Source organism: Frankia sp. R82 (assembly GCF_023716925.1).
Taxonomy (GTDB): domain Bacteria; phylum Actinomycetota; class Actinomycetes; order Frankiales; family Frankiaceae; genus Frankia.
Map to the genome: position 1 here is coordinate 1 of NZ_JAMQQG010000183.1, position 955 is coordinate 955.

General features: G+C 67.4%; 1 protein-coding gene. It reads left to right on the plus strand.

Annotated elements, in window-relative coordinates; genetic code table 11:
* A partial coding sequence (locus tag ND747_RS16505; RefSeq protein WP_251734493.1) for a tyrosine-type recombinase/integrase occupies positions 1 to 805 on the plus strand: 805 nt, incomplete at its 5' end.
* Positions 806 to 955 lie beyond the last annotated feature (150 nt).

Here is a 955-nt window from a genome sequence, read left to right on the forward strand (position 1 = left end):
ACCGCCGAGGAACGCGGAAGCTCCGGTGCGTGCACTCACCGAGGAAGAGGCCCGGCGGGTCCTCGCGGTTGCCCTCGTCGACCGGATGGCCGCACTGTGGCTGGTGCTGCTGGCGCTCGGCCTGCGCAAGGGGGAAGCGCTCGCGCTGCGTTGGGAGGCCATCGACCTCGACGCCGGCACCGTCGCTGTGGTGCGCAAGCAGCGACGCCGCAAGGCAGGGATCGACCCGGAAACCGGCCGGCAGCGCTGGGAACTTGTCGAAGAGGAAGACCTCAAGACGAAGGGTTCAAAGGCGGTTCTCGTGCTGCCCATGATGGTCGTCACGATGCTCCGCGCGCACAAGCAGCGGCAGGACGCGGCGAAAGCCGAGCTCGACGCGAAGGCCGAAAAGGCGGCAAAGGACCTGGCAGCGCTCGCCGGTGGGGACGCTGGGTCTCCGACGGACCTGGAGATCATCCGGTGGGCCGATCCGGGGCTGGTGTTCACGACGGCGGTCGGGAGCAGGATCGACCCGCGCAACGTCAACCGGTGGTGGGATGCGGTGTGCGAGCGGGCACAGGTGGGACACACCCGCGTGCACGACATCCGGCACACTACGGCCACCATGCTCTTCCGGGCTGGGGTGGACCTGAACGAGATCCGTGCCCTGCTCCGGCACACCCGACTTGCCACGACCGCGGACATCTACGTCGCCGTCCTGGATGACGTCCGGCGCGGGACGGCCAGCAGCATGCACGACATCCTGACCAGGCTTCAGAACCCGGCCGAAACTACAGAGAGTGAGGATGCGGCGGGCGCTGCCTGAGGTGTCCGGCAGTACGCCGAGGCAATGGCAGTACTGATGGCAGTACTCGGTCCCTAGAAAGCTCAAAGCCCCGCGCCGTGTGATCGGCTGCGGGGCTTTGACCTGTCTCAACCTGACGTGCGCTCGGAGGGAATCGAACCCCCAACCTTC